This window comes from Mesorhizobium sp. URHB0026, from assembly GCF_054059755.1.
On the sequence record NZ_JBSSCN010000002.1, the window covers coordinates 268,484 to 292,957 of the forward strand.

20 protein-coding genes and 3 pseudogenes are annotated in these 24,474 nt (G+C 60.7%); 13 read left to right on the forward strand and 10 right to left on the reverse strand.

Annotation, left to right across the window (positions count from 1 at the left end; translation table 11 throughout):
- Window positions 1–656: 656 nt before the first annotated feature.
- Window positions 657–1,721 carry a patatin-like phospholipase family protein gene (locus ACVWWD_RS29910; RefSeq protein ID WP_352565395.1) on the reverse strand — a complete coding sequence of 355 codons (1,065 nt, stop codon included), beginning with the start codon at window positions 1,719–1,721 and terminating at the stop codon, window positions 657–659.
- A 369-nt stretch (window positions 1,722–2,090) separates the two neighbouring features.
- Here ACVWWD_RS29910 and ACVWWD_RS29915 point away from each other — a divergent pair, with 369 nt between their 5' ends.
- Window positions 2,091–2,555, forward strand: a complete 465-nt coding sequence (locus tag ACVWWD_RS29915; RefSeq protein ID WP_156939435.1) for a hypothetical protein — start codon at window positions 2,091–2,093, stop codon at window positions 2,553–2,555.
- Window positions 2,556–3,185: 630 nt separating this feature from the next.
- Here the strand turns inward: ACVWWD_RS29915 and ACVWWD_RS29920 are convergent.
- On the reverse strand, window positions 3,186–4,211 hold the full coding sequence (locus ACVWWD_RS29920; protein WP_031248595.1) for an IS110 family RNA-guided transposase: 1,026 nt from the start codon (window positions 4,209–4,211) through the stop codon (window positions 3,186–3,188).
- A gap of 934 nt (window positions 4,212–5,145) precedes the next feature.
- On the reverse strand, window positions 5,146–6,096 hold the full coding sequence (locus ACVWWD_RS29925; protein ID WP_457103684.1) for a dihydrodipicolinate synthase family protein: 951 nt from the start codon (window positions 6,094–6,096) through the stop codon (window positions 5,146–5,148).
- Between the two features lie 217 nt (window positions 6,097–6,313).
- Between ACVWWD_RS29925 and dctP the strand changes: the two genes are divergently transcribed.
- From dctP to ACVWWD_RS29950, 5 genes are all read left to right on the forward strand, one after another.
- A complete protein-coding gene (gene dctP / locus ACVWWD_RS29930) occupies window positions 6,314–7,339 on the forward strand; it encodes a TRAP transporter substrate-binding protein DctP (protein ID WP_031248597.1) in 1,026 nt (341 codons plus the stop codon).
- A 51-nt stretch (window positions 7,340–7,390) separates the two neighbouring features.
- On the forward strand, window positions 7,391–7,828 hold the full coding sequence (locus ACVWWD_RS29935) for a TRAP transporter small permease (protein ID WP_198019262.1): 438 nt from the start codon (window positions 7,391–7,393) through the stop codon (window positions 7,826–7,828).
- Window positions 7,829–7,837: 9 nt separating this feature from the next.
- A complete protein-coding gene (locus tag ACVWWD_RS29940; protein WP_023775019.1) occupies window positions 7,838–9,145 on the forward strand; it encodes a TRAP transporter large permease in 1,308 nt (435 codons plus the stop codon).
- Between the two features lie 19 nt (window positions 9,146–9,164).
- A complete protein-coding gene (aldA, locus tag ACVWWD_RS29945) occupies window positions 9,165–10,634 on the forward strand; it encodes an aldehyde dehydrogenase (RefSeq protein ID WP_352732618.1) in 1,470 nt (489 codons plus the stop codon).
- An 87-nt stretch (window positions 10,635–10,721) separates the two neighbouring features.
- Complete coding sequence (locus ACVWWD_RS29950; RefSeq protein WP_156939465.1) at window positions 10,722–11,765, forward strand: hypothetical protein; 1,044 nt, start codon at window positions 10,722–10,724, stop codon at window positions 11,763–11,765.
- 29 nt (window positions 11,766–11,794) lie between these two features.
- Here the strand turns inward: ACVWWD_RS29950 and ACVWWD_RS29955 are convergent, their stop codons facing one another.
- Entirely contained in the window at window positions 11,795–12,496 is a 702-nt protein-coding gene (locus ACVWWD_RS29955; RefSeq protein WP_023775022.1) for a GntR family transcriptional regulator, read from the reverse strand.
- A 224-nt stretch (window positions 12,497–12,720) separates the two neighbouring features.
- Here ACVWWD_RS29955 and ACVWWD_RS29960 point away from each other — a divergent pair, with 224 nt between their 5' ends.
- From ACVWWD_RS29960 to ACVWWD_RS29980, 5 genes are read left to right on the forward strand one after another with little or no spacing between them, the layout of a single operon-like run.
- The gene (locus tag ACVWWD_RS29960) at window positions 12,721–14,253 is read left to right on the forward strand and encodes a UxaA family hydrolase (protein ID WP_352565385.1); all 1,533 of its coding nucleotides are present in this window, start codon (window positions 12,721–12,723) and stop codon (window positions 14,251–14,253) included.
- A gap of 22 nt (window positions 14,254–14,275) precedes the next feature.
- Complete coding sequence (locus tag ACVWWD_RS29965; RefSeq protein ID WP_023775024.1) at window positions 14,276–14,461, forward strand: 4-oxalocrotonate tautomerase; 186 nt, start codon at window positions 14,276–14,278, stop codon at window positions 14,459–14,461.
- 7 nt (window positions 14,462–14,468) lie between these two features.
- On the forward strand, window positions 14,469–16,544 hold the full coding sequence (locus tag ACVWWD_RS29970) for a hydantoinase/oxoprolinase family protein (protein WP_352732622.1): 2,076 nt from the start codon (window positions 14,469–14,471) through the stop codon (window positions 16,542–16,544).
- Window positions 16,544–18,235 carry a hydantoinase B/oxoprolinase family protein gene (locus ACVWWD_RS29975; protein ID WP_023775026.1) on the forward strand — a complete coding sequence of 564 codons (1,692 nt, stop codon included), beginning with the start codon at window positions 16,544–16,546 and terminating at the stop codon, window positions 18,233–18,235. The genes ACVWWD_RS29970 and ACVWWD_RS29975 overlap by 1 nt, the downstream gene beginning before the upstream one ends.
- A gap of 51 nt (window positions 18,236–18,286) precedes the next feature.
- Window positions 18,287–19,201: a dihydrodipicolinate synthase family protein gene (locus ACVWWD_RS29980; protein ID WP_023784717.1), complete on the forward strand. Its 915-nt coding sequence runs from the start codon at window positions 18,287–18,289 to the stop codon at window positions 19,199–19,201.
- Between the two features lie 621 nt (window positions 19,202–19,822).
- Here the strand turns inward: ACVWWD_RS29980 and ACVWWD_RS29985 are convergent.
- The 3 genes and pseudogenes from ACVWWD_RS29985 to ACVWWD_RS29995 form a co-directional block, all read right to left on the reverse strand.
- Window positions 19,823–20,280: pseudogene (locus ACVWWD_RS29985) on the reverse strand (IS30 family transposase); the annotation flags it as partial.
- An 8-nt stretch (window positions 20,281–20,288) separates the two neighbouring features.
- Window positions 20,289–20,474 (reverse strand): annotated as a pseudogene (locus ACVWWD_RS29990) (IS30 family transposase); the annotation flags it as partial.
- Window positions 20,475–20,836: 362 nt separating this feature from the next.
- Window positions 20,837–21,742: a transcriptional regulator GcvA gene (locus ACVWWD_RS29995; RefSeq protein ID WP_352733339.1), complete on the reverse strand. Its 906-nt coding sequence runs from the start codon at window positions 21,740–21,742 to the stop codon at window positions 20,837–20,839.
- A 211-nt stretch (window positions 21,743–21,953) separates the two neighbouring features.
- On the opposite strand from ACVWWD_RS29995, the gene ACVWWD_RS30000 reads away from it, so the two are divergent.
- Window positions 21,954–22,091 carry a DUF1127 domain-containing protein gene (locus ACVWWD_RS30000; RefSeq protein ID WP_198019264.1) on the forward strand — a complete coding sequence of 46 codons (138 nt, stop codon included), beginning with the start codon at window positions 21,954–21,956 and terminating at the stop codon, window positions 22,089–22,091.
- 25 nt (window positions 22,092–22,116) lie between these two features.
- Here ACVWWD_RS30000 and ACVWWD_RS30005 read toward each other — a convergent pair.
- Window positions 22,117–22,772, reverse strand: a pseudogene (locus tag ACVWWD_RS30005) (HoxN/HupN/NixA family nickel/cobalt transporter).
- On the opposite strand from ACVWWD_RS30005, the gene ACVWWD_RS30010 reads away from it, so the two are divergent.
- The gene (locus tag ACVWWD_RS30010) at window positions 22,692–22,943 is read left to right on the forward strand and encodes a hypothetical protein (RefSeq protein ID WP_352733333.1); all 252 of its coding nucleotides are present in this window, start codon (window positions 22,692–22,694) and stop codon (window positions 22,941–22,943) included. The pseudogene ACVWWD_RS30005 and the gene ACVWWD_RS30010 sit on opposite strands and share 81 nt — an antisense overlap.
- Window positions 22,944–22,957: 14 nt before the next feature.
- On the opposite strand, the gene ACVWWD_RS30015 is transcribed toward ACVWWD_RS30010, so the two are convergent.
- Both ACVWWD_RS30015 and ACVWWD_RS30020 read right to left on the reverse strand, forming a co-directional pair.
- Window positions 22,958–23,110, reverse strand: a complete 153-nt coding sequence (locus ACVWWD_RS30015; RefSeq protein WP_435054097.1) for a hypothetical protein — start codon at window positions 23,108–23,110, stop codon at window positions 22,958–22,960.
- 17 nt (window positions 23,111–23,127) lie between these two features.
- Complete coding sequence (locus ACVWWD_RS30020) at window positions 23,128–24,471, reverse strand: cation diffusion facilitator family transporter (RefSeq protein WP_352733330.1); 1,344 nt, start codon at window positions 24,469–24,471, stop codon at window positions 23,128–23,130.
- Between the last annotated feature and the right edge of the window lie 3 nt (window positions 24,472–24,474).

Here is a 24,474-nt window from a genome sequence, read left to right on the forward strand (position 1 = left end):
CGTCTCCAGCTTCTCTCCGATCTTCCGCAGCACGAGCCCCGAAGATCTCGGGTAGGCGTCCAACTCTGTGCGGATGTCAGGCCCGGTGGGTTAAGCATCTCCCAGCTTCTATGCGTGCCGCTTGCGAGCCGGTGAATGGCCTTCGCGGCCTGCACGATTTTGAATTCCTGGGTGCGGTGAGCGCCAAGGTGGTCTTCGATCAACGCCCAACGCCCAAATAGATGGCCAGCAAGCGGCGGGGCTCAATGCCGGCCTTGCGCAGCCGGGCGAACGCAACACGCGCTCTGTAGCCCGCTGGCTGGCCGCGCAGGTTCGCCTGCAAGAACGGAAGCTAGCTCCTGAATGGCTAAGGCAACTGCACCCTGTTGCGGGCATTCCGCGAGCCAAGCAGACGCTACGACGATATACGGAGCTCTGACGCGCGATATGTTTTGCACCAGGCGTGTGACGTCGAATGGCTGCGCCGGTCGTGTCCATGCTTCTCCAACTAGCCTGTCGTCTGCGCGCGCAAATGTCCAAGTGTTGCGCAGCCCGAACTTGTTGGTCTCTGTTGACCATGGCTGTGTCGGACGGCGGAATGAGAGTCACTGGACGGGCCTGTTCCGTTGGAGGCAACCTTTTTGGTAGGCTGGCCGTGACGGTCGTGCGAATAGCCTCTAAAAAGCAATCCAGTTCAGCTTTCCGTGCTCAAGTGCGAGAGTGGACAGCGACCGGGAGACCGGCGCCGGCAGACCGGCGGTTTGATCCAGTGCTTGCAGCATATCCGCCTTTCCGGCAGCCCAGCGTTCGCGGATTGAGCCCGTTGTGAAGTCGAGCATCTTCAGCGCTGTTTCGTGCCGGCCTCCATTGTAGGCTAGGTAGAGCAGTACCGTTGTCGCCAACTCTGCCTGGGGACTGATGCTCTGACGAAGGTCATACTCTCTGGTCAATGACTGGATTGCGTGGCGGGATTGACAGCTGAAAACAATATCCTGAGCGCGTCCCGCGGCGGCTCCGGTTGAGTCAGGCCGGTCGCCTTTAGCTGACAGCAGATCGAGTGCAATGCAGAACGCGTCTGAATTCCGCGGTTCTCCCAGGGCGAGACGGACCGGCAAATTGGCCGACAACCCACCATCGACAAGCCAGCGCCCACCGATCTCTATCGGGTTAAAGAGAACGGGCATGGCGGCGCTGGCGCGCAGGCAGTCAGGACCGATCGCCTCGTGCATCGTGTCGAAAACCACGTCCGAGCCTTTCTCGACGTCTACAGCCAATATCGTCAACCGTGGGTCTGCTTCGTTCAGAAGGTCGAAGTCGACCAGTTCGCAAAGGGTCTCGCGTGTGGCACAGGTCTCGAGAATGCTGACCTTTCGCCGTACTGGGCCGGAGATCGGCCACGCGGCAAACAGTTCGGGGCCGAAGAGCCCAGGCCTCCCGCTCACGATAGTCTGCAATGCCGCGAATGACTTTTCCAAGCGCTGCCACGACGGGTTAACCCACACGCCAGCTTGCGAACCGACGGTCGTCTGTTCGGCTTTTGCCCAAAAGGCATGAAGGCGGTTCAGTCGATCTTCTGGCCGGTTGCCGGCGATGATCGCGCCGGTAATTGCTCCAATCGAGGTGCCGACGACGTGCTTCGGCTGGTGGCCCTTCTCAACAAGCGCTTCGTACGCTCCGGCATGATAGGGGCCCAGCGCATTACCCCCTGACAGCACAAGAACGAGATTGTCTGATATGTTCATAAAGCAGACCTGTCATGCTGGTGGGCGGATCGACTTTGTCCTTGCGTATCCGGGTGCGGCCCATCTTTCTTTTTGTTATCGCTGTGCATCTCAGCATGCACGAAGCGGCCGCGCGACTACTATGCTGCGCGGACGATCTCAAAGCTGGTCTCTTCGAGATCAAGATCGAACGCTACTAATCGACCACGCCTGACCGCAATTGCCGCCGCCAACTCGGCAAGCTCGTCATCCGTGTGCTCGCAAAAAGCTGCCACGTTCCTGACAAAGGTAACCGCATCCCGGGTCGACACGACGGAGAACCGCCTGCGGGAATTCACGAAGGCTTCAGCGACCTCGGCGACGGATGAAGCTCGGTCCAAGTTAACTAGCATGCTTGCACCTCTGCACGACGCCACGCCAAAGCTCGGCCCGCGCAAATTGTTCCCGTTGGCTCACAATGCCGCCTTCCTTTCAAATGGTAATGCTGACGCGGGGGCCAGGAACATGGCGGGCGCCGTCTGCCACCAAGAGTCGGTCGAGAATTCGTGTTCGACCGGAAAAGCTCACCTCATCAGCGAGGCATGGACCCGACTATGGCTCGACGCCTGGAAGCGTGATCCGAAGATCGAACGCTGCCACGGCAAAGGGAGCAATCTGCATTCTTTCATTTGTCATCACCCTGATTTTCGCGAACGCGCTTCAGCAGCGCGCGGCACAGCGATCGCGCCTGTCGCCCTTAGCCACCAAATCGAGCAAAGCGATCCGTCGGGTGGAAACTTGCACGATGCGTGGCGATCGCGGCGCGATGTCAGGGAGCCAAAGCAGTCGCCTTACTTAGCGATCTCGCCTGAATGATCGAAATGGATCGCTAGGCCACAAGCGACGGCTCGCTCCGCGATCATATTGACGAGATGGCTATCGCCTACCGACGGTGCCGGAAAGACCTGTTTCAGAGCCATGAGAGCATGCTGTGTGGACAACAGGCCCCTTCCCTTTCGGCTGCTCACATATTGGTCGATCACGGATTCCAGTGGCATTCGCCTGCTCTCCACATCTCACAGGATTTGCTTAGCTTAGCTGGCCAGCTGCAGCATTCACATTCGTTAAGGCGTTCCTCATTTCGGCGAACAACGTCGGGCGTTCCGTCTCGGCGGAACACTACGTCCAGCGCCACTCATCGGGAGCGGAACATCGGCGCTTCTACACTATTCTATGTTGGTGGATGTTCCAGTCGACGATTGTGACAGCGTTTGAATTCGTCTGTTTTTCTCGCCTGTCGGGGAGTGATCTCGTAGCGGGGTCCTCTCATTGTTTTGGTGTGCTGCGTGCTCTGCAACGATATGGCAGCGGATCGCCCGCACCGAATCTTTTTTGCGAACTATCAGTCCGAGCTGACGTCCAAGCCAGCCTCGAGATTGCCTACCCAGTCGTCCCTGAACGGGACCTCTATCCACGCGGCGACGTGGAACCCTTTAATTCGATCTCTCAGGCGGCGTTGGCCTCCCAGCGATAGGGTATGTTGTCGACCCACATCCGATGCAGGATGATCGCCAGACGCCGTGCCACCCCCACGGTAGCCTTTGCCATACCTCGCCGGCGAGCGACGGAGAGACCCCACGCCTTCAGTGGCGAACTCCGCTTCGAGATACGTAGTAGAATGCCGGCGGTTTCAACCAATGCCCATCGAATCCCGGCATCGCCGCACTTCGAAATGCCCTTATCCTGGTCGATCTCGCCGGATTGGTAACGCGAGGGCGTCAATCCGAAGTGGGCTGGAACGGAGCGCGATCGGCTGAACCGCGCCGGTTCGTCGACGCCGGCTCGGAAACTCAGGGCAACCATCGGTCCGACACCGGGGGCAGTCATGAGCAGTTTGCAGGTGTCGTCGCTCTCGGCCAGACGTTCCATTGCCTTGTGTAGGCGCTGGAACTGCTCTCTCAAAACACGGCGGACTTCCAGGAGGGGGTCGATCACCAACTGCAGATGCGGGGATTGTTCGAGCAACTCGATAATACGTCGCTCGAACTGCAGCCGGGTTACGGCTCCGACCTTCAGGCCAAAGTTGCGCAGCAGGCCTCGCAGGTTGTTCTCCGCATCGAGAATCTTCGTCTGCACGAACTTCCGCGCAGTGAGCAGCATCCGGATCTCCTGGCTCCGGACGGTCTTAACATGAACCGGCTTGTAGAGGCCGACGCGCATCATCTGCGCGATGCCGCGGGCATCGTTGCGATCGGTTTTGTTGATCTGAGCCGAGAGCGCGGCCTTCATGTGCCGCGTCTCGACGCAGATCACCGGATAGCCTGCGGCCGACAGGCCACTGTAGAGCCATTGCGAAAGCGGACCGGCTTCAAGGCCGACGCGCTTGTAGGGACCGCCAATCGCATGAAGCAGGGCGCTGATCGCCTCCGGCTCGGTCTCCACCTTGCTCTCTCGAATAAGTTTACCACCAGTGTCCATCACACACACGCTGGTGGTGCGAACGGAAACATCAAGACCCACGAACAGTTCCATGGCAGACCTCCTGACCGGTTGAACCGTTGGAGCTTGCCCGGAAGACCGACCTCCCGCTACTCCCATGCAGGGAGGTCGCCGGGGCCCCAATCATCCGATCTTTTTTGCCTTGACCACCTCGGTCGGTGCCGCAGGATCCGCATGGAGGGCACGCCTGGGGCGCCCATGAAGAAGATGACCAGAGACCCGTTCTGAGCAAGCGTGCACGGCCTGTCAACGTTGGGGCGATTCCGCTCCGGCGATCATCGTGATAGAGCATTAGCAGAAGAAAAGCCGTCGTTTACACCCGCTCATCGAGCCGATTGGCGGGCTTTGTGTTTGGCCGGGAAATTTCCCTGCGAAGAGCAAATTGAGCCATGGCGGTCGGGTCCCCATCGGAATCTGCCGCTGACCAAAGATCAGAAGGCTCGGCCAAGGCCGTGCGATTTACACTCGACGCCTTCATCCTTTTCGACGAGGGTTCAAGACGAGCCGGAAGCGCTCAGCTGAGTGCGTTGCCTTTTGCACATAATCTCGGGCTTCAGTGGGCCGTAAGACTCTCGCTCTTCGAACCCACTTTACAACAATCCTGAAAGTGAGTGCAGATGGGTCCTGTAGGCAGAGATGGAAGAACGCTAAATAAAGGAGAATGAGAACCGATCTGGGACGACAACTGCGGAGCGACGAAAATTGCCGCCGGAATTACGCTATTGCCGCCGTTTTTACCCTCTCGTAATCGATTTTTTCAGAGACATACATCAATTGAAATCACTAGAAAATTCCTCTCGAGCAACCGTAAGTGCCGTCACCAGAACCGTCAAAAAGTTAGCTATTGATTTTGAAAGGAAAATCGTCGCGAATTTTTTTCGACGTTTTGACCGGTATCTAAGACAATAGGTCGGCTTTCTGCATCAGATGTACCGACGCGGCTCCCAGCGGCAGCAAGAAGAACAGCTCAGGCCCGCTTCATCTTGACAACTTGCGAGCGGTCTTCCTGTTCGCTAGGCTGAAAGGTCCGCCAAGCCGGCGGCAAGTTCTGCTCCCAACTGAAGAAATCCCGCAGCAACCAGTCTCTTTCGGGCATGGCTATTTCCGACATCGGCGGTAGAACCCGGTTCCAACCCGGCTCGCCACTGGCCGACGCGAGCACCGCCTTCACCGAGGCCGGGAACGGTTTCCTCGAAAGGATGGAGTCGCCGCCCAACAAGGCCGGCACGAGCTTGCGGCGATCGAAGGCGGTCGGTGCGTCGAACATCGCCCGCATCAGACGCGGCATGGCGTTGCCGAGTCCGCATATGGTGCCGCGCGCGCCCGCCGCGAGCGTTTGCGGTAGATGGGTCTCAGAGCCCGTGTAGATGGACAAGTGCGAGAAGCGGCCGATCAAGGCCTCGGTGAAATCCAGGTCCCCGCCGCTGTCCTTCACGCCACTGATGATCCCCGGATAGGCCTCGTCCAGCCGCCGGATGACGCGCGTCGTCAGTGGGACGCCGCAAATATCCGGGAAATGATAGAGGCACAGTTTCAGATCGACACGCGAGATACGGTCGATGACAGTCGCGTAGAAGCGGAAGGTGCCGTCCTCGGTGATGCCGCCGCGATAGACGCAAGGCGGCATCAGCAGCAGGCTGTCAACGCCACGGTCGAGCGCATGATGAGCCAGCCGTGCAATATCCGGGATCGACAGTGCGCCGACCGAGACGATGAGCCGACCTGGCGCGATACCGGCGGCAATGACGCCATCGAGTGCTTCTGTCCTGTCCTCCACCGAGAACTCGGTGCCCTCGCCCGTCGTGCCAAAGAGCGCGATGCCGTCGCAACCGGCACCGAACAGCATCTCGATGTGACGGACGAGCAGTTTGATGTCGGGGTGCAGGTCGGCCGTCAGCGGTGTCGCCGCCGCGACCATCAAGCAATCGATCCTCGGCAGGGCTGGCGTCTGGATCTTCATAGGTGGGCTCGCTCGTCTGTTTGAGGAGCAGTTTGTGCCCTCCAGCTGCAACAAATGATGATTGATTGCCTATTGTCAACATTCAGCTTGACGATTTGTAGCTGTGGTGAAACCATCCGTTCGTCAGGTGGCGCTCCATCGAAGGCGCCCCAACAGCGACGCAGAGGGGAAGAGCATGAGCAAACAGGAGTCTTCATTTCTTAATCGCGCCGTTGGCCGCCGCACGGTAGTTGCCGGCGCTTTGGGCGTCCTGGCGGCGCCCTTCGTCTCGCGGCTCGCTTTCGCGGCAGGCAAGGTCATCCGTGCCTCGACGCCCGGTCCGGACACAGAATGGCAATCCAAGGCGCTGCAAGCGTTCAAGGCGGAACTCGACAAGTCGATGCCGGGTGCTTTCGACGTACAGTTGCACTACAACGGCACGCTGTTCGCGCAGGGCACGGAAATCGAGGCGATGCAGCGCGGCAATCTCGAAATCGCTCTCACCTCGCCTTCGGATATTTCGGAACTGGTCCCGGAATTCTCGATCTTCACCACCGGCTATCTGTTTCGCGATGCCAAACACCTGGATGCGGTGTACGGCGGCGACATCGGCAAGGAATTCAAGGACAAGGTGGCGAGCGATCTGAAATTGCAGATCCTTAGGAGCCAGTATCTCGGCACGCGGCATGTCATCCTGCGGACAGCCCGCACCGTCAATGTGCCGGCGGATCTCAAGGGCGTGAAGCTGCGCATGCCGGGTTCGGCTGCCTGGCAATTCCTCGGCAACGCGCTTGGCGCCAGCGCCACGCCGCTGGCCTTCGAGGAAGTCTATCTTGCCATGCAAACCGGCACGATCGACGGCCTCGAAAACCCGCTGCCGGACGCCATCGCGTCAAAGTTCTACGAGGTGTCGAAACAGGTCGTGCTGACCGGCCACCAGGTTGCGAATGTCTTCTTCACAATGCCGACCGCGTTCTGGGACGGGCTCAGTGACGATGAGAAGAAGGCGATCCTCGCGGCCGAGGAAGTGGGCAAGAAGGTCAATGACGACGGCGTGATCGCCACCGAAAACGATGGCAAGGCGTTCCTTGAGGCACACGGCAACAAGGTGACGACCCCCGACGTCGCGGCTTTCCAAAAACATGTGCTCGATGCTTTCGTCAATTCGGACTTTTCGAAGACCTGGCCCAAGGGCATGCTTGATCGTATCGGCGCTGCCTAAGCTCGGTTGATGCAGTCCTTGGCCATCGTTTGGAAGCGACTGGCGGAGTCGGTGAGCGTCGTGGCTTTTGCCGTGATGTTCGCCGGCTTCGTCATCGGCATCGTCGCCCGCTACGTCTTCAACGCGCCGATATCGTGGACGAACGAGCTTTGCGTGGTCGCCTATGTGTGGATCGTGTTCTGGACGAGCGACATACTGATCAAGGAGCGGCAGCACATCGTCTTCGACGTTATCTACGGCCTGTTTCCACCCCGGTCGCGACGAGTCCTGGCGATCTTCGTGACGCTTTCCCTGGCGGTGGTGTTCCTTGCCGCCCTGCCCGGCACTTTCGACTACATCCTGTTCCTTCGCAATCGTCACTCGACCTTGCTGCATCTTCCCATGCAGTTCGTGTTCGGAAGTTTCCTGATCTTCCTCGTCGCCCTAGTCGTCAGCGCACTTCGGCGCCTCTGGCAATTGTTACGACCCGGTTGGGAACAGCATATCTAGGAATTTTTCATGTCCTTCGCCGTCGAGGTGATGTTCGTTCTGTTCTTCGTCTGGATGTTCGCCGGCATGCCGCTCGGCCACGCCATGCTGGCCTCCGGCATCGTGTACTTCGTCATCACCGGCCGCGACATGGGCCTGGTCGCCAGCCAGAGCCTCAATGGGATCTACGGCAACTTCGTCATGCTCGCGGTGCCATTGTTCATCTTTGCCGCCGAGTTGATGAATGCCGGTAAGATGACCGACAAGATGTTCGGCTTCGCCAACCTCCTCGTCGGCCGGTTTCGGGGCGGGCTCGCCCATGTCAACATCGTCGCCAGCGTGATCTTTGCCGGCATGAGCGGCAGCGCGCTGGCGGACGCGGCAGGTCCCGGCAAGATCTCCATCGACATGATGATCAAGGCCGGCTACCGCCCCGGTTTTGCGGCGGCGCTGACGTCGGCATCCTCGATCCTGGGACCGATCATTCCACCCTCCATCCCGATGGTGCTCTACGGCGTCGTTTCCAACACGTCGATCGGCTATCTTTTCATGGGGGGTGTCGGCCCAGGCATCTTTCTGGCGCTGGTCATGATGGCGGTGGTGGCAGTGCAGGCGCGGCTGCAGAATTTTCCGACACAGCCGAAGCCAACCCGGCAGGAAGCGATTGCCGTGACACGCGACGCGGCACCGACCCTGGTGTTGCCCGTCATCCTGCTCGGCGGCATCTACTCGGGCGCGGTCACTCCGACCGAAGCCGCGGCGGTGGCGGCTTTCTGCGCACTGTTGCTCGCGCTGTTCTGGTATCGGACACTGTCGCCAAAGGTCCTGTTCAATGTGTTGATGGAATCGTCGCGCTCGACCGCCATCGTGGCGATCACCATCGCCGGTGCCGTGCTGATGAACTACGTCGTCGCGGCAGAGCAGATACCGGATCAGCTCGGAAGCTGGATTGCCTCGCTGGACCTCAGCCCGCTGATGTTCATGCTGCTCGTGACGGTTTTGTTCCTGATCCTCGGCGCACTGCTCGACACCTTGCTGATGCTGCTGATCGTCATCCCGATCCTGATGCCGACCGTGCGGGAACTTGGCATCGATCCCGTCTATTTCGGCGTCGTCTCCACGGTGAATATGATGATCGGGCTAATTACACCGCCGATGGGACAGTTGGTTTTCCTCATATCAGGCATTACCGGCATAAAGGTCGCGACCATTCTTGGCGAAGTCTGGTTGATGCTTTTCATCTTGATCCTAGCGCTCTTCGTCCTCGTCTTCGTGCCCCAGATTACGCTCTGGCTGCCGGAGATGGCGGGCTACGTGCCGGTAGGAACATTCCACTGAATTAGCCCGAGGACATGACATGCCCGCTATGAAGGAACTGGTCAAAGGCACCGATCGCTACCGCCACTACATCAATGGCGAATGGGTCGATTCCACCATCAAGGAATGGATCGAGGTCGAAAACCCGGCAACGCAGGCGGTGATCGCCTCGGTGCCGAAAGGCGGCGCGGACGACGCCGACCTGTCGCTGGTGGCCGCTCGCGCCGCCCAGCCTGGTTGGGAAGCGCTACCGCCGGCGGCGCGTGGGCAATTGCTAAAGGATCTGGCGCGGCTGATCCTCGAAAACCGCGAACGGCTGGCGCGCATCGTCGTTGCCGAACAAGGCAAGCCGATCCACGAGGCGCGCGGCGAAATCGAGGGGGCGGCGCTCTATCTCACCTACGCCGCCGAGGAAGCACGCCGCATCACCGGCGACATCATTCCGTCCGATGTGCCGGACGAGCAGATCTGGATCCAGCGTGTCGCCCATGGCGTCGTCATCGGCCTGACGGCCTGGAACTATCCGGCGGCGCTGATGTGCCGCAAGATGGGTCCGGCGCTGCTCGCCGGAAACACCATCGTCATCAAGTCGCATGAGGGCACGCCGATCTCGGCGCTGGAGATCGCGCAGCTCTCCTCGCAGCTCGACTTCCCGCCTGGCGTGATCAATGTCGTCAGCGGCACCGGCGAAGGCATCGGTGCGGCGCTGGTGCGCCATCCTATCCCACGTCTCATCACGCTCACCGGCAGTGTGCGCGCCGGCAAGGAGATCTTCCGTGCCGCTGCTGAAGATCTCAAATTGCTGCGGCTTGAGCTCGGTGGCAAGGCGCCCTTCGTCGTCGCCGAGGATGCTGACATCGGAGCAGCCGTTCGCGCGGCCGTGCTGTCGCGCTTCGAGAATTGCGGCCAGATCTGCATCTGCAACGAGCGCATGTATGTGCATAGGCGCGTCGCCGACGAATTCCTGGAGAAGTTCACCCGCGCGGTGAAGGCACTAAAGGTCGGCGATCCCACCACATTGGTGGATGTCGGGCCGAAATTCAGCGGCATGGAACTCGACAAGGTCGAGCGCATGGTCGAGATGGCACGCTCCACCGGTGCTGAAGTGCTGACCGGCGGGCGGCGCCTGACAGAGGGCGAATTCGCGCGCGGACACTGGTACGAGCCAACGGTGATGACCGTCACCGACAATCAGATGCGCATCATGCAGGACGAGGTCTTCGGCCCGGTCGTTCCGGTGATGACGGTCGGTGATTTCGATGAAGGGCTGCGGCTTGCCAATGAATCGAACTACGGCCTGTCGGCCTACGTCTTCACCAAGGATATGCGCCGGGTGATGCGGCTGGTGCGAGAGCTGAAGTTCGGCGAGATCTATGTCAATCGGCCCGGCGGCGACGCCGTGCATGCCCACCACGCCGGCATCCGCGACAGCGGCATCGGAGGCGAGGACGGCAAGTACGGGCTGGATGCCTATTTCCAGAAGAAGACTATCTACGTCAACTACGCTTGAGTCGTTTCGTCGGGGCGCGCAATAGGCAAGGCATTGCGCCTTCGCCGCCGGGACCGTAAGGCTGGCCGCAACGGCACGGGCGGTGCGATGAGTTTTGCCGATCAACTACAGCGCTTCGGGCTGCTTTTGCCGCAAGGCCGCGCGACAGTGGTGCTGGCAGGCACGCCGGACGAGATCGGCCGGGTCTATGAGACGGCCGATGCAGCGCTCCGGCAGCGACCCGGCTATCGGCTTGTGCTGGCAGCGGCGGCCGAAGACCTCTCGGAACTGCGCCGGCGATATCCTCATGAACTGGTGCTGCCCTTGCCCTATCCAGCGGGCGCCGGGCTTTGGCGGCGTCGTCTGGAAGCGATCCTGGTCATCGGTCCGGCGAGGCTGAACGCGGAATTTGGGAAGGCCGGCGTCCTCGACAGCAACGAGCCCATGACAGCCGGGACGGTCGCGACAATGCTGCCGCCCCGCGACTTGCCGGCTCGTCCGGTTTCCACCAGCACATTCCTGATCGACCTGCTGGGTGGAAGTAGTATCGCTTCGTTGGCCGACCTCAAGACGCGGCTCGGCAATCCACGAACGATAGTCTGTCTTGGCAACGGTCCATCATCCGAGGATCCGAGACTTTCGGACCATCGCGATGCCGCGCTGTTTCGCGTCAACTGGAACTGGCGCGGGCGCGGCTGGATGACGGAGCCCGCTGTCGTCTTCACCGCCGATCCCGACCTTCCCGGTTCTGGACGGCGGCCGATCATCACCTTTCCGACCGCTGCGATCGGCCGGCCAATCCTGATGCGCCATACGAGGGCGATGCGTCCTCCTTCGGCTGGCTATATTTTTCTTGATGCCTTCGATCCGACGCTCGCAGATCTTTCCGGACCAATGATCCCGACCAACGGTGCGCTGATGATTGCCGTGGCCGCGGCGGTTGGAGCCGAACGGATCGTGATAGCCGGAATGGACCTCTACCAGCACCCGCACGGACGCTATCCCGGCGATGCCACGGCGTTTGACGGCTACTCGCGCGAACACAGCGCCGAGATCGACCTGGCGTTGATGCGCACCGCTTTGGGCGGTTTCAAAGGCGAAAAGATTATCCTCAGCGACAATCTGCGCGCCGCGCTCCAAACGCCTGGATAGCCGGCCTTGTCATATTGCAGGTGGCGCCCTCAGGACGCCTTTTCCCGGATGGGCTTGGCGCTGCCGCCTTGCTTTAACAGTTTCGCCAGCAGCTTGACTTCGGCATCGTTATGATTGCGCGCCAGCTTCTCGGCCCGGTCTGCATCGCCGGCGATCACCGCCTCGATCAACGCCTTGTGCTCGGCAATCAGCTCTTCATAGTCGTTGGGCAGAAAGCCCGATTGCACCATGTGGAAGCGGACCTGCTGGACGATGAAGCGGTGTTGTTCGGCCAGGCGCTCATGCCTGGCTAGCTCTATAATCGCCCCGTGCAGGTCGAAATCGATCCCTGTGGCATCCTGGAAGCGGCCCTCGCGAATGGCGTGCAGCAGGTCGTCGGCAATGGCACGCAGGCGCATTCCATCTGTTTCGCTAACGTTGGCCGCGGCAAGGCGCGCGCCCAACCCTTCGAGCGCGCCGCGCAGCGTGTAGATTTCCCAGGCATCGACGGTAGAGGTGCCCGAAACTTCCCAGCGGGTGAAGGCCACCTGCTGGACAAGACCTTCATTGGCCAGTTGCGCCAGTGCCGAACGCACTGTGCCGCGGCTGACTTCAAGTTCCTCCGATAGTTGGGTCTCAAGCAGCCGTTCGCCGGCCGGCAGCACGCCTTCGAGTATATGCGAGCGTATCTGGTCGGCGGCCCTGCGGTCGAGCAGACGCTTTTCAGACTTGAGACTTGTAAGCTTCGTCATCGATCGACTCATGGCCAACGGTGCCAACTACATATTCCGGCGCCTTGGCCCACGCAACCGGCATTGCTGACAATTAACGATAGCTCATCGCCATTGAGAAAATGCTGTTTGGCACCCAAAGCCGCTGGGGACGAGAGAGCCCTGAAGGTGGCACACAGATTTATGTTTGCTGATTGCTGACAATCAGGCAAAACTATGTTTGATTGCTTCCCTAGGGGTGGGCAATGGCCGAAGTGAAAAGCGTGGTTCTACAGCTGAAGCCCGACGACGAGGTGGCCGTGGCGCTTCGCGACATCCAGGCCGGCGAGACCCTGGTGCCGTTTGGCCCGCTTGCAACCACCGCTATCCCCTTCGGCCATAAGGTAGCGTTGCGACCGCTGGAACAGGGAGAGGTGATCCACCGCCTCGGCCAGCCGATCGGTCTGGCGACGGCCGCTATCCCCGCTGGGGCGCATGTCCACCTTCACAATATGGGTTTCGAGGCATCGATGGCAGGGCGTGCGATCGGCACACGACTATCCAATGCGCCAGTGCGGTTGCCATCGGATATCCCGACCTTCGACGGCTATCTTCGAGCGGATGGCAAGGTTGGAACACGCAACTATGTCGGCGTCCTGACCTCGGTGAATTGCTCGGCGCTGGTCGCGCGCATGATCGCTGATCATTTCCGTGATCCGAGGCGGTTGCTGCCCTACCCGGGCGTCGACGGGGTGGTCGCGTTGACCCACAAGTCAGGTTGCAGCGTCGCCGATGGCTCTATGTCGATGAAGATGCTTCGGCGGACGCTCGCGGGCTACGCGCGGCACCCGAATTTTTCTGGCGCGCTGCTTGTCGGGCTTGGCTGCGAGGACAATCAGATCGACCAGTTGATCGACGAAGAGCAACTCGAGCTCGGTGACGACCTGGCCAAGCTGGTGATGCAGGAGACCGGCGGAACCCGTTCGAGCATTTCGCGCGGCATCGAGATGGTCGAAGCCATGCTGGAAAAGGCGGCAAAGAAGCAACGACAGAGGGTCCCTGCGAGCGAGATCATGGTCGGCTTGCAATGTGGCGGCTCCGACAGCTTTTCGGGAATTTCCGCCAATCCCGCACTCGGTGCCGCGGTGGACCGTCTCGTTGCCTGCGGCGGTACGGCGATCCTGGCGGAGACACCGGAAATTTACGGTGCTGAAAACCTCTTGCTCGAACGCGCCGTGAGCAAGGAAGTCGGCGAGCGGCTGATCGGGCTGCTCGAATGGTGGGACGACTACACCAGCCGCGAACCGCAAGGTTTCGACAATAACCCTTCGCCAGGCAACAAGGCAGGCGGATTGACCACCATCCTCGAGAAATCGCTGGGCGCGGTGGCCAAGGGCGGCACCAGCAACCTCGTCGAGGTCTACGGTTATGGACGTCCAATAGACAAGCGCGGCCTGGTGTTCATGGACTCGCCCGGTTTCGATCCGATGTCGGCGACCGGTCAGGTCGCGTGCGGCGCCAATTTGATCGCATTCACCACGGGGCGCGGCTCCTGCTTCGGCTGCCGGCCGGCACCCTCGATCAAGCTCGCGACCAACTCCGAAATGTATGCCCGCATGGAAGAGGACATGGACATCAATTGCGGATCGATCCTCGATGGCGACAGGTCGATCGACGAGATGGGCGAAGCGATCTTTCGCGAGATGATCGCAACCGCCTCGGGCAAAGCCACCAAGAGCGAACTGCTCGGCTACGGCGACGACGAGTTCGCGCCATGGCATGTCAACGCGTGGCTATAGGCCAGGAATTCGGAGGGACATCATGCCGACAATCAGCGTTAGGCTGCTCAAGGGACGCAGCATCGATCAGAAACGCGAATTCGTCGAGGTCGTGACGCGCGAAGCGGCGAGCATCCTCAAATGCGGTCCTGACGTGATCGACATCATTTTCGAGGACGTCGAGAAGCACGATTGGGCGGTGGGCGGCAAGCTCGCGTCCGACAAATAGCGTGCCAATGATGCAGTCGGCACGGCTCAGCGTCGATATCGGTGGCACGTTCACCGATCTGGTGCTGCTCAGAAATGACGGCCTCACCTTCTCGGCCAAGGTTAGCTCAACGCCGGCGGCACCCGAGGACGCCGTCATATCGGGCATGGCCAAAGTGCTGGCTGCCGCCGACATCCCTGCCGCCGCCCTCACTGAGATTTTGCACGGGACGACGGTCGGTTCGAACACACTGCTGCAGAAACTTGGCGCCCGCACGGGACTGATCACGACCAAGGGGTTTCGCGACGTGCTGGAGATCGGCCGGCTGCGCACGCCCGGCATGTTCGACCTGACCTGGGACAAGCCGGAACCGCTGGTTGCCAGGCGATACCGGCTGGAAGTGGCCGAGAGGACGCTGGCGGACGGCACCATCCAAACACCGGTCGTCGCCGAGGACGTGCTCGGGGCGGGCGCCTTCTTTCGTGACGAAAGCATCCAGTCCGTCGCCATCTGCTTCCTCAATTCCTACAAGAACCCAGAGAATGAACGCAGCGCCGCGCAAATCTTCTCGCAGGCTTTCGCCGAGATCGCGGTGACGGCCTCCGTCGACGTGCTGCCCGAAGCGGGCGAATACGAACGTACCTCGACGGTGGCTGTGAATGCCTACGTGCTGCCGCCGCTTAAGGGGTATCTGGAGCGTCTCGAGCATAAATTGCGGTCGGCGGGTGTCACCGCGCCGCTGTTGATCGGCAATTCCAATGGCGGCCTGTCTGCGTCCACCACTGCGCAGAGCAAGCCGGTTTTCTTCATATCGTCGGGTCGTTCTTCAGGCGCCGTCGGTGCCGCACGCATCGGCGCGGCTCTGGGCGAACCCAATCTCGTTGCCTTCGACATGGGCGGAACGACGGCATCGGCGGCACTCATCCACCGGGGCGTGCTGAGCCGCACGCATGAATACGAGTTCCGCGCCGGAATGTCGGTGCCATCGCGCTTCATCAAGGCCGGCGGCTACATGATGCGGGTGCCGACGGTGGATGTGGCCGAGGTCGGCAACGGCGCCGGTTCCATCGCCGCGATCGACGCCGCCGGCCTGCTCACTGTCGGTCCAATTTCGGCGGGCGCCGATCCCGGTCCCGTCTGCTATGGGCTGGGCGGCGCACGGCCGACGGTAACGGATGCCAATGTCGTGCTTGGCTACTTGCCGCCGCGACTGGCTGGCGGCACGCTGAGGCTGGACGTCGAGGCAGCGCGCATGGCGATCGGCAAGACGCTGGGAAGCCCACTCGGGCTCTCCGCGGCAGCGGCGGCCTGCGGGATCCGGGAGATCGCCAACGCCAACATGGTTCGCGCCATCCGTGCCGTCACGGTAGAGCGGGGTCTCGATCCGCGCGACCTCACGCTGCTTGCCTTCGGTGGCTCGGGTCCGGTGCATGCCTGCGATCTCGCCAGAACGCTCGGCATCACACGGGTTGTGTTTCCGCCGTCGCCAGGGGTGTTCACGGCAATGGGCATGCTGGCCGGCAGCATCGAACATCACGAGTTGCGGTCGGCGCAAGCGAGGCTCGATCTGCTGGGGTTTGAAGTGGTTGAAAGGTTGCGGCGCGAGATGCGCGCGGCCGCTACCGTGGCGCTGACAAGACAGGGCTATGCGGCCGAGACGGTCGGCTTCAGCGAGGCGATCGATCTGCGCCTCGAGGGACAGGACGCGTCGCTGTCCATACCGTTCTCCGGTGCGTTCGACGCAGCTTCCCTGCGGCCGGCGTTCATCGCGGCCTATCGCGACACCTACGGCTACACGCCAAACGACGCGGTGGAAGCGGTGGCGCTGCGGCTGCACGCCCACGCGCGGATATCGGAGCCGCTCGATTTCAGCTCGCTCAAGGCCGCACGGACCGATGTCGGTGCGCGCGAGGAGAGGCGCATGGTGCACTTCACCCGCGACGCGGCGATCGAGACGACGATCGTACCACGTGCGTCAGTGGTATCGGCGCTCTCCGGACCGGTGATCATCGAGGGCGCGGACACCACTATTGTTATCCCGCCCGGAATGCGGGTCGAACCAAATGCGACCGGCAGCCTGATCGCGACGCTGGAGGCTGCTTGATGACCGCCATCGATCCCATCACGTTCGCGGTCATCAAGTCGGGGCTCGACACCATCGTCGACGACATGGCCTACGCGGTAATGCGCACCGCCCGCTCGCCGATCGTGCGCGATGTTCTCGATTATTCGGTGACGCTCTGCGATGCCAAAGGGCGGATCCTCAGCCAGGCAAAGACCGTCGCCCTGCACTTGGGCGCCGTCCCGGACGCGATGGACGTGATCGTCGAGCGCTTCCGCGACGACATGTTCCGGGGCGATGTGATCGTGCTCAACGATCCTTATGACGGCGGCATGCACCTGCCCGACATCTTCATGTTCAAGCCGATCTTTTCCAGCAAACGATTGCTCGGATTTTCCGTCGTGATCGCCCATCATTGCGATGTCGGTGGCCGGGTGCCGGGCTCGAATGCGTCGGATTCGACCGAGATTTTCCAGGAAGGCCTGCGCATCGCGCCGATGAAGCTCTATGAGCGCGGCCTGCCCAACAGGACGTTGTTCAAGATCATCGAGAAGAACGTGCGGCTGCCGGCCATGGTGCTCGGCGATCTCGATGCGCAATACGCCACGTGCAACATCGGCGAACGCGAGATGTTGCGGCTGTTCGAGCGGTACGGCGAAGAACTGGAAGCCTATTTCGACCGGCTGATCGACTACGGCGAGGAACTGACGCGCAAGGCGATCGCCGGCTGGCCGGATGGCGAGTACGCCTTCACCGATTACATTGACGGCGATGGCTTCTCGCCCGCGCCGATCCCGATCGTCTGTCGGATCACGGTGAAGGGCGACCATCTGTGGGTCGACTTCGCCGGCTCGTCGCCGCAGGTGAAGGGCGCGATCAATGCCACGCTCTCTTTCGTCAAGTCCTCGACCTATCTGACCATACGCTGCGCCCTCGACCACGACGTTCCCAACAATGCCGGCGTCTATCGCTGCATCACCGTGACGGCGCCGGAGGGATCGATCCTCAATCCGAACATGCCGGCTCCGGTGGCGGCGCGGGCGCTGACTGGCTACCGCGTCGTCGACACGGTGATGGGGGCTCTGGCACAGATCGCGCCGAAGCGGCTGATGGCGGCAGGCGAAGGCGGCAACACAGTAGTCGCCATCGGCGGCTATCACGGGCCTGAGTGCAAACCTTTTATCCTGGTGGATATGATCAACGGTGCCTGGGGCGGTCGGTCCGACAAGGACGGCATCGAAGGTATCACCAATCCCAGCCAGAACATGTCGAACCTGCCTATTGAGACGATCGAGGCGCGATATCCCGTGATGATGGAGGAGTATGCGCTGCGAGAAGATTCCGGCGGCGCCGGGCAATTTCGTGGCGGGCTAGGACTGGTGCGGCAATATCGTCTGCAGGCGGACACGGCGGTCCTGCAATTGCGCGCCGACCGTCACGAGCATTCGCCCTATGGGCTGTTCGGCGGCCAGGCGGCGGCGAGTTCAAGGAATCTGCTGAAACAAGACGGCGAATGGCGCGTGCTGCCGGCAAAGGTGACGCTGGAGATCGGCAAGGACACGGTGATCCGCCATGAACAGGCTGGCGGCGGTGGTTGGGGCGACCCGGCAAGTCGCGGCCGAGACTCCATCGCGACCGACCTGGCCAACGGGAAGATCTCACCTGCGCGCGCCATGGCCGACTATGGTTTTGAGGCAGAGCCAAAGGCAGACGGCGACGACACTTCAACCTGACGTCCAACACACAATGCCGGCTAAGGTGCCTGCAAAAACTGGAGATCTGATATGACTTGGACAGGCGTATTTCCCGCTGTCACCACGAAGATGCAGGCATCTGGAGCGATCGATATCGAAGCTACCCAGAACAGCATCGATAGGCTCATTGAAAATGGCATCTCCGGCGTGATCGTGCTGCCGATGCTTGGCGAAAATGCCACGCTCACTCAGTCGGAACGCGACACTGTCGTTCGCGCCGCGAAAGAAGTCGTCGCGGGACGGGTGCCGCTGCTGTCGGGCCTTGCGGAGCTGTCCACCGACAATGCATCGGCTGCGGCTCGCAACTACCAGAAGCTTGGAGCCGAAGGCCTGATGACCTTCCCTAGCCTCGCCTATCGCACCGACCGCCAGGAGACCGTCGCCTGGTACAAAACGGTGGCCGAGGCGAGCGATCTGCCGGTCATGATCTACAACAACCCCATTGCCTACAAAGTTGACGTTGATGTCGAAACGCTGAAGGCGCTGGTCGACGTACCCGGCATCGTGGCCGTCAAGGAAGAAACCGGTGACATCCGCAGGGTCACCGACCTGTTTAACGCCTTCGGCGATCGCTTCGATATCTTTTGCGGCGTGGACGATCTGATCCTTGAAAGCCTGGCGCTGGGTGCCATTGGCTGGGTCTCTGGCATGACGAATGCATGGCCAGCCGAGTGCGTATCCCTGTTCAACACGGCACGCGGCGGTGACTTCGCGACGGCACTTCCTTTGTACCGGCTGCTGACGCCGGCGTTTCATCTCGATACCGACGTCAAGTTGGTCCAGTACATAAAACTTGCCGAGCATCTGGTGTACGGCGCCCCAGAGCATGTCCGAAAACCACGCCTCCCGATCACTGGTGAGGAACGGGCGAACGTCGAGGAGATCATCATGCAGGCGATTTCAGATCTATCATGCTTGGCCGGTCGCAAAGTTGGAAAGGGCTGATGTGGCCGCCAGTGATGTCTGTGGCGAAGTGCAAAGCAAAAGCTAGCCGTTGAATGCCGGCAGTGTGAGGCCCTTGACGCCAACGTCGAGCGCGAACAATCCACCCGGATTATTCTGTCCGACAAAGTGGCAGGCCGGACGTCTGAGTACTGCTGAGGTGACACACAGGATGGCCCTGCATTAATGCGGGCGTTTGCGGCACAAATGCAGCGTTTATCGCCGGTACGGAAACCTCCCAGGAACCAACGTGCGTGCGGCGCTAACGGTGATTAGAGATCGCGATTACGCGTTCGACAATGGTCAACTGGTCGCTGGCATTTCGGCGCTCGCGGTTCCCATTTTGCCTCGCCGAAGAGATGCAATCGCTGCTATGCAATTAACATGACGAGTGCGCGATTGGCTCCGGACCGTTTGGTATCGCTGGTTGGATTGCTGCATCGAGATACCCGCCAAATTGAAGAGGCGCTGAATGCCCTCGAAGGTTCTCACATCGCCCCAACCAGCTAAATGCGACCAGGAGGCGTGAACTGCTTTGGACGCAGACAATACGCTTTGCGTACCAAATGTCTGCTCACCGACTAGACACCAAACAGCCCGAGCCGCCGACTTGAGGCGGTGGGTTCAACCGGTCACTGCAACACCTTGTGTAGCCTATCGGCGGGTGTTTCGAAGTCCAGGGTTTTTCGGGGGCGCTGATTGAGCCGCAGGGCGACGCTGTCGAGTTGGGCCTGCGGGACCTGCGAGAAGTTGGTTGTTCTGGGGAAGTACTGCCTGAGCAGGCCGTTGGTATTTTCGTTGCGGCCTCGTTGCCAGGGACTGCGCGGGTCGCAGAAGTAGACCTGGAGATCGGTTGCGACGGTGAAGCTCTTATGACGAGCCATCTCCTTGCCTTGGTCCCATGTCAACGAGCGCCGCAGCTCTTGGGGCAATGTGCCGATTTTCTCGGCGAGGGCCGCCACGACAGTCGCTGAGTCCCTTCTGGCCAACTTCACAAGCATCGTGAACCGGCTGTGTCGCTCGACCAGGGTGACGATGTTCGTGTCGTTTGCTCCGGTGAGCAGATCACCCTCCCAATGACCTTGCCGAGGCGCATCTGTCGTTTGGTGCGCAGATGGGCTGTCAGCTCCTTCTTGAGCACCCCTCGCGACTGGATGAACAGGCTGCGATAGATCGCTTCATGAGATATCCGCATGCTTGGATCGCCTGGGTACGCTCGCTTCAGCCAACCCGCAATCTGCTCCGGCGACCATTGCAGTGCCAGCTTTTGCGCCACCCGCCACTTTAGCCACGCCGCCCTTGGTCCGGCGGTCTAGTGCCCGCGAGATCGATGAAATGCTCTGACCCTGCTTCCACCGCTCCCAAAGCTCGGCCTTCTGCTCCGGGGTAAACCAGATCCGTGACGTCACCATGCGACACCTCCCAATCCTCTCAGATTAAAGGTGTTGCGGCGACCGGTTGAACCCACCACCTGGAGGTCGCGGTTGCGCCACTAGCGGACTCTTCTCGGCGTTCGTCCGAACTACTGTTTGCGGCTGGTAACCGGACGTTAGCCCGTCGCAAAAGTTAGTCGAAGAAATGAGCCTTTGGCGAGTAATTTCTGCGATTGTTGGCCTTCGCGATTCGGAAGTATTGGGCCTATGGAACGAGCGTCTGGAGGCGACGTACGTCATCAGCAGCCTCGGCCAACAGCCAGTCCCGGAATGTCGTGATTTTGGGGAGCATCGACGTCGCCTTGGGGCAGACGATCCAGTAGGTCTTGGACAATCGCAGAGCAACGGCGAACGGTCTTACGAGACGACCGTTGATGAGGTCCCACGCCGCAAGCGTGGTGCGGGCGAGTGCGACGCCCTGGCCGTCGACAGCGGCATCTATGACCATGCTGGCGCGGTTCAAGATCGGTCCGTGAGAGAGTTCGGCATCAACCACGCCGGCGGCCTCGAGCCATTCCGACCAGTCCTTTCGGTCATCAAGATGCAGCAACGGAAATTTCAAAACGTCGGACGGCTCGCGCATCCGCTGGTGAAGTTTGGGACTGCAAACCGCAAACAGTTGCTCGGAGCACAGGCGGACAACATGATGCCCCGCCCAATTGCCATCCCCATGTCGCACGGCGAGATCGACGTCCTCTCTAGCGAAGTCGACGTGATGCATTGTTGCTGAAATCCGCAGATCGATATCGGGGTGCATCTCAGCAAACCGGCCAAGGCGGTTGACTAACCACTTGGCGGCAAAGTCTGGCGAGGTGCTGACCGTCAGAGCCCCTGCCCGAGATAGATGCTGGATGCGTTCCGTGCCGAGAGCGATCCGGTCGAACGCGTCGCGCAACACCTCCAGATAGGAGAGGCCGGCTCGCGTGATGTTCAGCTTTTGCCATTCTCGATCGAACAGCCTGATGCCCAATTCGAGTTCGAGCGCTTTCACCTGATGGCTTATCGCGCCCTGCGTCACGGACAGCTCTTCCGCCGCCTTCGTGAAGCTCTCATGGCGTGCCGCCGCCTCGAAGGCCTTAAGAGCATTTAGCGATGGCAGTCGGCGAGCCAATCTTGCACCATGTTATGAGAAAAATTGGGCCAAGCACGAGAAACAATGCTTTGCGCCGGCGGGCAGATTGGAGCACTTCAACGCCGTACGTCAACACGGATGCCGCGAAGGATGAGAAATGTTGAATCACTCGATGACTGAGGGGCGGAGGCCTTCTGCGTCGCTGCCGACACATGGCCGTCACATCTTCATCAGTGTGATAGGACCAATCATGGTGGTGTCGCGCTGGATACAACTCCACTGCCAGCGCGAACAATTGGCCGAGCTCGAAGACCATCAGCTTGCCGATCTGGGTCTGAGTCGCACTCAGGTTCGGAACGAATGCGCAAAGTGGCCTTGGCAGGCCTAATTCTCGCACCCGCGTCGTGGTCGGATCAGCGAAGCAAGATTTCAGGGACTGCCAAGACGACAAGAGCCGCACCAGCCACCCCTTCAATGCGTGCGCGTGATCGCATCGAACACGCGCGGCCGGCTCTCAACGAAATGCATCAGGTTTTCGCGAAGCAGTATGGAGAGGACCGGCACACCGCAAGAGTAATTGCCACCCCTATCATTATCGTGCCGGCGAACAGCAGACCGGCCACGGGTACGCCGCGCACGATCGCAAATGTCATGACGAATAAGGTAAGTGGGCACGGAGCCAGGGCGGCCAGCACGCCGACTATCTCGCCCTAGTGTTTTGGTAATGACGCTGGCGCAGAGCGCGCCAAACCATCCAAGCGCCTACCAAACCAGGGAGACCGCGGCTAATGTCTTCTAGCAACGGTGCCCGGCCGACGCTGCCAAGCGCGATCGAAACCAACGGCAGCGAGAGAACCGAGATCAACACCGCGATCGTCACATGCGTGAATGAGAGTGTCAGCGAGACCAATAGCCCGCGCTCAACCTTTGCCTCCGATCCAGCGAGATAGGTCGCCAACACAGCCCTGCTATGGCCGGCCGTCAAGGCATGCGCCGCACCGAAGAGAATACCCATCGGCAGAAAGGCCATAAAGGCCAACCAGCCGCCGCCGGCCGAAAGCAGTTTGATCTAGTTGGCCACCGTAGCGTAGATGGTTCGCTGGAATTCGACGATGGTTTGGAACATTTGCAATGGACCGGCCTTGCCTCACCCGCATGTCAGTTCGAGGCGGGTCGCGACAATCTTGCCGAGATCGGTCCCGTCGGATCGCTGAAGAACGCGTCTGTCAGCTTACCCTAGTTCTGCGCGATTGCTCAGCAGAAGCGTCCATTTTCCATAGCGGTACCAACGTTGCGCAGCTCCAATCCTGAAGGCCAGCAATCGGCGAGTAGCAACCCTTCCGGTTGGATCGGCAGGATCGTCGCAGCGATCAAAGCTGCGAAGAACAGGCCTGCATAAACAGCCAAGATCGACCATCGCACCGCTAGTGATGGTGGCCCTCAGGTTCGACCATCTTGAACGGCAATTCCTGCTGTCGGTCTTTGGCTACCAGGATCAGCTTCGCTTCAAACTCGTGAGGCTCGGCCGGGGCCACGGTGCTCTCAAGACGATGGTGGTCGCCGGCGACAGATTGCAGGGGCAGCGTCTCCGGACCGCCGAGGCGGTCAATAATCACGGTGGCCCTCATCAAATCATCAGAATGCCGATCGACCGTGAGGCGCATTCGTTCCCCGGCAGGAGTGTCGACGATCTCCAAAGTCCCGGTAGCCAGATCACAGGCAACCTTGAAGGGCTCCGGCGCGTGATGTTCAGCGTGCGCAGTTTCCGTGCGCCCTGCACCAGGACCGACTGAACGTTCCAGTCGAATATTCGCATCCGCCAAGGCCGGCAGGTGTTCGAACAGTTCCGATTTAAGGGCTTCGGTCACACTCATGATCTCTGTGGCGGTCGCCGTGCTCGGCACGCTGATGGCAACGTCTGCATGCAGGCGGTGGCCGATCCAGCGCGCCTGCACACTACGAACCTGCTCGATGCCCTGCACATGCTCGGCAGCATGATGGATTTCATCAACGAGGCCGGGCTCGACGCCATCAAGCATGCGCATCAGCACCGCCTTCGAAGACTGCCAGACGATCGCGAAGATGGCCACTGTGATCAACAGCCCGATGATCGGGTCAGCAAGAGGGAAGCCCAACCAGACACCGATGGCGCCCAGCACAACCGCCAGGCTGGTAAAGCCATCCGTGCGCGCATGATAACCGTCGGCGATCAGCGCTACGCTGTTGATCTCGCGGCCAACTCGGATACGGAGCACCGCGACGAGTTCGTTGCCGATGAAGCCTATGAGGCCGGCGACGGCGACCCAGCCCAGAAATGCGATCGGCCTGGGGTTTATCAGCCGGTCAATCGCCTCGTAGCCGGCAACGATGGCGCTGAACAGGATGATGAGAACAATGATGATCCCGGCCAGATCCTCGACCCGACCGAGGCCGTAGGTAAAGGTCTTACTCGGTTTGCGGCGGGCCAGCACGAAGGCGATCCATAGCGGAACGGCGGTGACCGCGTCGCCGACATTGTGGATCGTGTCGGCCAGCAGCGCCACGCTGCCCGAGATGAACACAACAACGAGCTGAAGGGCCGCGGTAATGGCCAATATCACGAATGACCATTTGATCGCCCAGATACCCCGGTCGGTCGTCGCGATCGTCGGATCGATGACGCCGTGCGTGTGGCCATGGCCACTGGCATCGCCATGATCGTGACCATGGCCGCCGAACCCTTGTGTCATCGGACCGAAGCCAAACCAGTCGAGTATCTTGTCCAGCACGGC

Excerpts from the sequence above, each read along its gene's own strand:
- ACVWWD_RS29910 (WP_352565395.1), bottom strand. The coding sequence starts at position 1,721 with ATGAACATATCAGACAATCTCGTTCTTGTGCTGTCAGGGGGTAATGCG.
- ACVWWD_RS30000 (WP_198019264.1), top strand. The coding sequence starts at position 21,954 with ATGGTGGTGTCGCGCTGGATACAACTCCACTGCCAGCGCGAACAATTG.
- ACVWWD_RS30010 (WP_352733333.1), top strand. The coding sequence starts at position 22,692 with ATGCGCCGCACCGAAGAGAATACCCATCGGCAGAAAGGCCATAAAGGC.
- dctP (WP_031248597.1), top strand. The coding sequence starts at position 6,314 with ATGAGCAAACAGGAGTCTTCATTTCTTAATCGCGCCGTTGGCCGCCGC.
- ACVWWD_RS29960 (WP_352565385.1), top strand. The coding sequence starts at position 12,721 with ATGGCCGAAGTGAAAAGCGTGGTTCTACAGCTGAAGCCCGACGACGAG.
- ACVWWD_RS29980 (WP_023784717.1), top strand. The coding sequence starts at position 18,287 with ATGACTTGGACAGGCGTATTTCCCGCTGTCACCACGAAGATGCAGGCA.
- ACVWWD_RS29950 (WP_156939465.1), top strand. The coding sequence starts at position 10,722 with ATGAGTTTTGCCGATCAACTACAGCGCTTCGGGCTGCTTTTGCCGCAA.
- ACVWWD_RS29920 (WP_031248595.1), bottom strand. The coding sequence starts at position 4,211 with ATGGAACTGTTCGTGGGTCTTGATGTTTCCGTTCGCACCACCAGCGTG.
- ACVWWD_RS29970 (WP_352732622.1), top strand. The coding sequence starts at position 14,469 with ATGATGCAGTCGGCACGGCTCAGCGTCGATATCGGTGGCACGTTCACC.
- ACVWWD_RS29925 (WP_457103684.1), bottom strand. The coding sequence starts at position 6,096 with ATGGTCGCGGCGGCGACACCGCTGACGGCCGACCTGCACCCCGACATC.
- ACVWWD_RS29915 (WP_156939435.1), top strand. The coding sequence starts at position 2,091 with ATGCTTGCACCTCTGCACGACGCCACGCCAAAGCTCGGCCCGCGCAAA.
- ACVWWD_RS29940 (WP_023775019.1), top strand. The coding sequence starts at position 7,838 with ATGTCCTTCGCCGTCGAGGTGATGTTCGTTCTGTTCTTCGTCTGGATG.
- aldA (WP_352732618.1), top strand. The coding sequence starts at position 9,165 with ATGCCCGCTATGAAGGAACTGGTCAAAGGCACCGATCGCTACCGCCAC.
- ACVWWD_RS29975 (WP_023775026.1), top strand. The coding sequence starts at position 16,544 with ATGACCGCCATCGATCCCATCACGTTCGCGGTCATCAAGTCGGGGCTC.
- ACVWWD_RS29955 (WP_023775022.1), bottom strand. The coding sequence starts at position 12,496 with ATGACGAAGCTTACAAGTCTCAAGTCTGAAAAGCGTCTGCTCGACCGC.
- ACVWWD_RS29965 (WP_023775024.1), top strand. The coding sequence starts at position 14,276 with ATGCCGACAATCAGCGTTAGGCTGCTCAAGGGACGCAGCATCGATCAG.